Below are 7,084 nucleotides of genomic sequence, written 5' to 3' on the forward strand. Positions count from 1 at the left end.
GGCGACGGGCTACGGGTGGTATGACTAGAGGTGTCGACCACCGATGACGCTCGTCGTCACGCCCCGTCACAGCGGCGGGTGCCGCCCCGTGCGGGCAGTCTGGTCGTACGCCTCCGGCAACCGCAGCGTCTCCCGACGGGGTACCGCATCGACCTCAGGGAGTTGCCGTGCGCAGCATGCGGATCTGGCGTAACCGGCGACCGTTCGAGAACGCCATCCTGCTCACCGCGCCCGTGTGCGGGCTCCTGCTCATCACCCTGAACGTGCGCCCACCCTCGGTGGAGATGGCGATGCCGGGACCGGTCCGGGTCGGCTGGGAACTGGGGCTCATCGCCGTCGGCCTCGGCGGCCTGCTCGGGCTGCTCTGGCCGGGACGGTTCTCCACCGGCCTCGGCATCGAGCTGGCATCGATGCTCCTGCTGGGCACCCTCGCCGGGATGTACGCCGTCACCCTGACGGTGATGTCCGGCCGGATGGCGGTGGCGGCCACCTCGTTCATCGCCGCCGTCGCCATCGGTTCGTGGTGGCGTGCCGTGGAGATCCTGCTCGACCTCCGGCGGCTGATCCGCCACATCGACCGGAACGGGGCCGACGTACTGACCGGCGGCCGGCGATGACACCTCCGACCGGCGCCTCCGCAGCCCCTGAGTGGGTACAGGTCGTGCTGTCGGTACTGGGGGTGCTCGGCGGCGCCAGCGGCCTGGCGGCCATCGCGGCCGTCGTGGCCCAGCGCGGCAAGTTCAAGGCGGAGGCGGCGGACGTGCTCACCGACGCGGCGCTGACCCTCGTCGAGCCGATGCGGGTGCGGGTGTCGGAACTGGAGGCGGAGGCACAAGCGGCCCGGGAACAGTTGCGGGCGTCCCGGGAGCAGACGCAGCGGGCGACCGCGACGCTCGCCGACCTGCACGCCATGCTCGACCGCTGGTACGTCCTGATCTTCGCGCCCGATGCCACCCTGCGATCCATCCGCAGCGCGGTGCGGGAGGACCTCCGCAAGCGCGGCGAGCAGTGGGAACGCCGCACCGACACGACGCCGCGCCGGCCCTGACCGCGCCGGAGGACGGCCTGCCGGCGGGCGTCAGGTCGGGTCGCCGTCCGCCGTCCGGCCGGGCTCGGGCGTCGCGCCGCCGGCGACGGGCGGCCTGTCGTCCCGGTCCAGGCAGGCGGTCACGGTGGCGGTGACGCCGTCGACTCCCCCGACGAGCAGCAGGCCCTCGGTCAGCCGGTGGGCCAGCCACAGCCCGCGTCCGCCGGCGACATCCACGGCCGGCGGCCGCACCGGCAGCGTCGCGCCGGCCGCGCCGTGGTCGCTGACCTCGCAGATCAGCACGTCGTCCTGGCGGCGGAGGTCGAGGTGCCCCCGGCCGCCGCCGTGGCGCACCGCGTTGGTGGCCAGTTCGTGCACGGCGAGGACGAAGTCGTAGCCCACGTCGCCGAGGAGGCCCGCGCCGCTCACCGCCGCCTGCAACCGGTGCCGCAGGGCCGTCACCGAGTCGGCGGTGAAATCCTCCGACAGGAGGGCGGACCCGGCGGCCGGCCCGGGGGTCACCAGCCCCGGGTCGGTCGTCCCCGCGTCGTCGTCCACGCCCGCAGGTTACCCACGTTGGAAGTTTCCGCGACCGTTGCGGCAGGACAACCATCGTTTCCCGGGCCGTCAGCCCTCGTCCAGGAACTCGTCGACCATCGGGGCCAGCCAGTCGGCGCGGTGCGGGACGGTGGTGTGCGTGGTACCGGGCAGGATGGCCAGCCGGCAGGCGGGCAGGCCGGCCAGATCACCGGCCACCGCGCCGCCGAGCAGCCGGAACATCCGCACGGCGTGCTCGGGCCGGACGATGTCCGAGTCGGCCAGCACGATCATGGTGGGTGCGGCCAGCGCCCGGATCTGCTCGGGCGTCCACCGCGGCAGGTTCGCGTCCAACACCTTCATCTTGGTGACCAGGACGGGCCAGCCGGCCGGGTCCGGCGCGGTCCGCAGGTACTCCTCGTGGAACTCCGAGCCGTGCAGGTGTTCCGGTTGCAGGTCCTGGATGCCGTCCAGCAGCCCGGGGTGCAGGCCGGTGTCGTCGAAGCTCACCGAGGCGAGCACCAGCCGCCCGACCCGCTCGGCGTGGTCGGTGCCGAGGCGCAGCGCGACCGCCGCGCCCATGCTCCAGCCGAACAGGTCCGCCCGCTCGACGCCGAGGCGGTCGAGCAGCTCGACCACGTCGGCGGCGAAGTGCTCCACGGTCAGCGGCCGGTCGATGTCCGGGGTACGACCGTGTGCCTGCAACTCGACGGCGATCACCCGCCGCGTCTTGGACAGCAGCGGCAGGATCCTGCCGAACGAGGTGCCGATGCCGGAGAGCGCGCCGTGGATCAGCACGAGCGGCCGCCCCTCGGCGGTGCCGTGTTCTTCGTGGTGGATGTCCATGTGCCGAGGATGGGCCGGGGCGCTTACGGTCCCCTTCAGGTCGGCTTAGCGTCGCTAGGATTGCGGCCGTGCAGTTCGGGGTGCTCGGGCCGCTCGCCGTCACCACCGACACCGGCGAGCCGGTCGTCGTACCCGGTGCGAAGGTGCGGGTGCTGCTGGCGGATCTGCTGGCCAACCGCAACCAGGTGGTCTCGGCGGACCGGCTCGTCGACGACCTGTGGGGTGACGACGCCCCGGCCAATCCGGCCGGCGCCCTGCAGGTGCGGGTGTCGCAGCTGCGCAAGGCGCTCAACGACGCCGAACCGGGCGCGCGCGACCTGGTCGAGTCGAGGCCGCCCGGTTACCTGCTGCGTACCGGCGCGGTGGACGCCGACCGGTTCGCCGAGCTGGCCACCTCGACCGACGTCGACCGGCTGACCGCGGCCCTCGCGCTCTGGCGCGGCGACGCGTACGCCGACGTGGCCGACGCCGAGTTCGCCCGCGCGGAGGCGACCCGCCTGGCCGAGCAGCGCCTGGTGGTGCACGAACGGCTCGCCGACGCCCGGATGGCCCGCGGCGAGCACGACCTGGTCGCCGCCGACCTCGCCGAGCTGGTCGCCCAGCATCCGTTGCGCGAGGGCCTGCGCGCGTTGCAGATGCGCGCCCTGTACGCCGCGGGCCGCCAGTCCGAGGCCCTGGACAGCTACGCCGACCTGCGCGACCGCCTCGGCGACGAGCTGGGGCTCGACCCGGGGCCGGAGCTGGTCGCCCTGCACCGCCGGATCCTCGAACAGGACGCCGGCCTGAGCGCCCCACCGAAGGCCGCGATCATCCGGAACAGCCTGCCGGCCCGGCTCGACGAGCTGGTCGGGCGGGCCGAGGCGCTGACCGAGCTGCGTGCCCTGCTCCCGCGGCAGCGGCTGGTCACGCTGATCGGGCCGGGCGGTGTCGGCAAGACGCGGTTGGCCACCGAGGCCGCCCGCGAACGGTCCCTCCCCGACGGCGTCCACCTGGTGGAGCTGGCCCCGCTGCCGGCCGGCGACCCGGGCGTGGCCGAGCAGGTGCTCGGCGCCCTGGACCTGCGGGAGGCCGCCGGCGCCAGCGTCTCCGCCGTCGACCGGCTGTCCGCCGGGCTCCGGCACCGGCAACTGCTGCTCGTGCTGGACAACTGCGAGCACGTCATCGAGCCGGTCGCCGCGCTGGTCGGCCGGTTGCTGCGCGACGCCCCCGGGGTCACGGTGCTGGCCACCAGCCGGGAACCGCTCGGCCTCACCGGCGAGGTGCTCTGGGAGGTGCCGCCGCTGGCCGTACCCGGGCACGACCGCGACCTCGACGCGGTCCGGCGCTCGGCCGCGGCCCGGCTGTTCGCCGCCCGGGCCGGCGCGCACCAGCGCGGCTTCCGCCTCGACGAGCGGACCGGGCCCGCGGTGGCCCAGCTCTGCCGCCGGTTGGACGGCCTGCCGCTGGCCCTCGAACTGGCCGCGACCCGGGTGCGGGCGCTCGGCGTGCAGGGCGTGGTGGACCGGCTGGACGACCGCTTCCGGCTGCTCACCACCGCGCAGCGGGACACCCCGCCGCGGCAGCGCACGCTGACCGCGGTGATCGGCTGGAGCTGGGACCTGCTGGACGAGGCCGACCGCCGGGTGCTGGCCCGGCTGGCGGTGTTCAGCGACGGCTGCACCCCGGAGGCGGCCGAGCAGGTGTGCCGAACGGACCTCGACGCGCTGGCCCGGCTGGTGGACCGGTCGCTGGTGGTGGTGGACGACTCCGGCGCGAGCCCCCGCTACCGGCTGCTCGAGTCGGTCGCCGCGTTCTGCCTGGAACGCCTGCCCGACGCCGACGAGGTCCGCGCCCGGCACGCGGCCTACTACACCGACCTGGCCGAACGCGCCGACCCGGAGCTGCACGGCCCCGACCAGCGCCAGTGGCTGGCGCGGCTCGACGCGGAGACGGCGAACCTGCGCGCGGCGCTGGCGCACGGCGGCGGGCTGCGCCTGGCCACCGCCCTGAGCTGGTACTGGTTCCTGCGCGGCCGGCTCACCGAGGCGCGGCGGGCGCTGGCGGTGCCCGGCGATCCGGCCGAGGAGGCGCGCGCCGCGCCGTGGCGGGCCGGGTTCGCGCTGTTGCAGGGTGACCCGCTCGTGCCGGGTGACCTGCGCGCCGCCGTGGCCGGCGCCGGCGACGGCCGGGCCGCGTGGTTCGTCGCGAACGCGGTGATCGACCGCAGCGATCTGGCGCTGGCGGACGAACTGCTGCCCAGCGCCGTCGACGACCCGTGGACGGAGGCCGCGGTGCTCAGCTCGCGGGCCAAGGTGGCGCACGCCACCGGCGACCTGGCCGCGCTGGAGCGCGCCGGGACCCGCAGCGCCGCGTTGTTCGCCGGGATCGGCGACCGCTGGGGGCGGCTCCAGGCCACCGACTGGGTGGGCGGCCTGGCCGAGATGCAGGGCGACCACGAGCGCGCCGCCGCCCTGCAGCGGGAGGGACTGCGCTGGGCCGAGGAGCTGTCGCTGTGGCCGGAGGTGAGCAGCAAGCTGTCCTGGCTGGCCTGGCTGGCGGTGCAGACCCGCGACTACGCGCAGGGCCGGGAGCTGGCCGAACGCGCGTACCGGCTGGCGGTGGAGCAGGACGCGCCGAACGCGACGATCTTCGCCGAGGTGAGCCTCGGCCTGGCCGCCCGTCGCGAGGGCAAGCTCGACGTGGCCGTCACGCACCTGACGCGCATTGCGGAGCAGGGTCGCCGGGAGACCCGGCCCGCGCTGTACCTGCCGATGGTTCTGGTGGAGCTGGGCTACGCGGCCGAGCAGGACGGCGACCCGGCCGCCGGGCTGGCCCTGCACGTCGAGGCGTTCGACGCCGCGCAGGCGATGGAGTCACCGCGCGACGCCGTCAATGCGCTGGAGGGGATGGCCTCGGCGGTGCGTTCGCCCGAGGTCGCGGCCCGTCTGCTGGGCGCCGCGGCCGCCGCGCGGGAGGCCGCCCGGGCCCCGGCGGCGCCGGCGGAGCGCGACGAGACCGACCGGGTGACAGTACGGCTGGTCGCCGCCCTCGGCCGGGAACGCTTCGACGCGCTGGTCACCGAGGGCGGCAAGCTGGGCCCGGGCGAGGCCCGGGCCCAGCTGGAGAGCGCGTCCGTCAGCGGGCCGCCTTCGGCCGGTACGAGGCGATGATCACGCCGCTGCGATGCACCTTCGTGTCGACCAGCTCGAACGACGCCTTGAAGTCCTTCAGCGGCGCGGTCACGCTGTCGCCGCCCTCCAGCACCGGGTGGATCCAGAACCGGACCTCGTCCAGCAGGCCGGCCGCGATCAGCTGGGTGGTGACCGAGCCGAAGCCGTACTGGAGGATGGCCTTGCCCTCCTGCGCCTTGAGCCGGGTCACCTCCTCGATCAGGTCGCCCTGGAGCACCTCGCTGTTCTTCCAGGTCGGGTCGGTCAGGGTGGTCGAGGCGACGTACTTCTTGACGTTGTTGAAGTAGGCGGCGCCGGTGCTCGGGTCGCTCTCGTCCCGGGTCGGCCAGGCGGCGGACATGCCGTCGTAGGTGATGCGCCCCATCAGCAGGGCGTCGGCCTCGTTCGTCTGCGCGCCGGCGAAGGCGGCGGCCTCCTCGTCGAAGTACGGCATGGTCCACATGGGGTTCTCGATGACGCCGTCGAGGGTGATGTAGGTCGAGTTGATGAGCTTGCGCATCGGGATCTCCTGGCTGTCGGTGGTGCTCTCCGGTGACACCCAGAACATTGCCGGATCCCGCTTACGATTCGCTTCAGGCGCCCTTACGCGCGCCGGACCACTTCCCCCGCCAGGGCGGGATTGCTTCGCGCCGAACCGGGTAGCCCGCCGGACAGTCCCGCCGAAGCGGAGGCACCCATGCCGATCACCCCGGAGACCGCCCGACCGCATGAGCAGCCGGAGGAGAATTCCCGGCACGGCCGGCTGAGCGTGCGACCGGGTCCACCGGTCGCCGCCACGGGCCGCACCGGCCTGGTGTCGTTCGACGCACCGGACGGTGAGCTGGTCGCCCAGGCCTGGGTGCCGGAGCCGGCGGACGGCGGCCCGTACCGGCTGGCCCTGCTGCTGCACGGCGCCGGCGGCTCACCCCGGCAGGCCCTGGAGCTGATGCTGCCGGTCGCCGACGAGCAGCGCCTGCTGCTCGTCGCGCCGCAGTCCGTCGCGGCGACCTGGGACATGATCGGGGTCGGCTTCGGCCCCGACGTGCGGCGCATCGACCGGGTGCTGCAGGAGATCGTCACCGGCCACCCGATCGCCGGCATGCTGATCGGCGGGTTCTCCGACGGCGCGTCGTACGCGCTGTCGATCGGCCTGATCAACGGTGACGTCTTCGACGCCGTCCTGGCCTTCTCCCCCGGCTTCGCCGCCCCGCTGCTCACCCACGGCACGCCCCGGGTGTTCGTCTCCCACGGCACCGCCGACCGGGTGCTGCCCGTCGACCGGTGCAGCAGGACGCTGGTGCCGCGCCTGCAGACCCTCGGCTACGACGTCACCTACGACGAGTTCGACGGCGGGCACGAGGTTCCGGAGGACACCGTGCGTCGCGCGGTGGCCTGGTTGCGCCCGGCCGGCTGACCGGCCGGTGGCCGCTGGGAAGGCCGGATGCTCCTATGGATGTCAAGTGGTGTTGAGGGCGGCGAAGTCGGCCATGAGTGCGGCGTGGATTTCACGGACGATGTAGCGCTT

The 7,084-nt window shown here is 74.4% G+C and carries 7 protein-coding genes; 4 read left to right on the forward strand and 3 right to left on the reverse strand.

The features are described 5' to 3' along the window. Positions 1–176: 176 nt before the first annotated feature. Positions 177–617: a hypothetical protein gene (locus V6U88_RS24865; protein ID WP_334456623.1), complete on the forward strand. Its 441-nt coding sequence runs from the start codon at positions 177–179 to the stop codon at positions 615–617. Then, positions 614–1,048 (forward strand): hypothetical protein, encoded by a 435-nt coding sequence (locus tag V6U88_RS24870; protein ID WP_334456614.1) that lies wholly within the window; start codon positions 614–616, stop codon positions 1,046–1,048. The genes V6U88_RS24865 and V6U88_RS24870 overlap by 4 nt, the downstream gene beginning before the upstream one ends. Before the next feature lie 30 nt (positions 1,049–1,078). Here the strand turns inward: V6U88_RS24870 and V6U88_RS24875 are convergent, their stop codons facing one another. Both V6U88_RS24875 and V6U88_RS24880 read right to left on the reverse strand, forming a co-directional pair. After that, on the reverse strand, positions 1,079–1,585 hold the full coding sequence (locus V6U88_RS24875; protein ID WP_334456615.1) for an ATP-binding protein: 507 nt from the start codon (positions 1,583–1,585) through the stop codon (positions 1,079–1,081). A 69-nt stretch (positions 1,586–1,654) separates the two neighbouring features. After that, complete coding sequence (locus V6U88_RS24880; protein WP_334456616.1) at positions 1,655–2,410, reverse strand: alpha/beta fold hydrolase; 756 nt, start codon at positions 2,408–2,410, stop codon at positions 1,655–1,657. 68 nt (positions 2,411–2,478) lie between these two features. Between V6U88_RS24880 and V6U88_RS24885 the strand changes: the two genes are divergently transcribed. Then, entirely contained in the window at positions 2,479–5,559 is a 3,081-nt protein-coding gene (locus V6U88_RS24885) for a BTAD domain-containing putative transcriptional regulator (RefSeq protein WP_334456617.1), read from the forward strand. On the opposite strand, the gene V6U88_RS24890 is transcribed toward V6U88_RS24885, so the two are convergent. Next, a complete protein-coding gene (locus tag V6U88_RS24890) occupies positions 5,525–6,127 on the reverse strand; it encodes a dihydrofolate reductase family protein (protein ID WP_334456618.1) in 603 nt (200 codons plus the stop codon). The genes V6U88_RS24885 and V6U88_RS24890 overlap by 35 nt on opposite strands. A gap of 129 nt (positions 6,128–6,256) precedes the next feature. Between V6U88_RS24890 and V6U88_RS24895 the strand changes: the two genes are divergently transcribed. Further along, entirely contained in the window at positions 6,257–6,973 is a 717-nt protein-coding gene (locus V6U88_RS24895) for an alpha/beta hydrolase (RefSeq protein WP_334456619.1), read from the forward strand. Positions 6,974–7,084: the final 111 nt, after the last annotated feature.

Origin of the sequence: Micromonospora sp. CPCC 205739 (assembly GCF_036906795.1) — a bacterium.
Classification (GTDB): domain Bacteria; phylum Actinomycetota; class Actinomycetes; order Mycobacteriales; family Micromonosporaceae; genus Micromonospora.